Annotated in this window: 1 protein-coding gene; it reads left to right on the forward strand. The window is 65.8% G+C overall.

Going from position 1 to position 433, the window contains the following annotated elements:
* A partial coding sequence (locus PL640_RS25595; protein WP_271363881.1) for an ABC transporter permease subunit occupies positions 1-358 on the forward strand: 358 nt, incomplete at its 5' end.
* Positions 359-433: the final 75 nt, after the last annotated feature.

Here is a 433-nt window from a genome sequence, read left to right on the forward strand (position 1 = left end):
CCTGCGCCAGCGCGAATTTATCCTCGCCGCCCGTCTGAGCGGCGCCAGCCAGTGGCGGCTGTTCAGCGACCATCTGGCCGGCGCGGTGATCCCCTCGCTGCTGGTGCTCGCCTCGCTGGATATCGGCCATATGATGCTTCACGTGGCCGGCATGTCGTTCCTCGGTCTCGGCGTCAGCGCGCCGACGGCGGAATGGGGGGTGATGATCAACGACGCCCGGCAGTATAGCTGGACCCAGCCGCTGCAAATGGTCTGGCCGGGGCTGGCGCTGTGCATCAGCGTGATGGCTTTTAGCCTGCTGGGCGACGCGCTGAGCGATCGTCGCGATCCCCACCTGATGGCGGAGCATAGCCACTGAGGCCGCAGAAGATCCAACTGGAACAGATCTCGCTTGCCGCTGACCGACCGCTGGTCAGCGACGTCTCCTTCACCC

Source organism: Agrobacterium sp. ST15.16.024 (assembly GCF_027956545.1).
GTDB lineage: Bacteria > Pseudomonadota > Alphaproteobacteria > Rhizobiales > Rhizobiaceae > Agrobacterium > Agrobacterium cucumeris.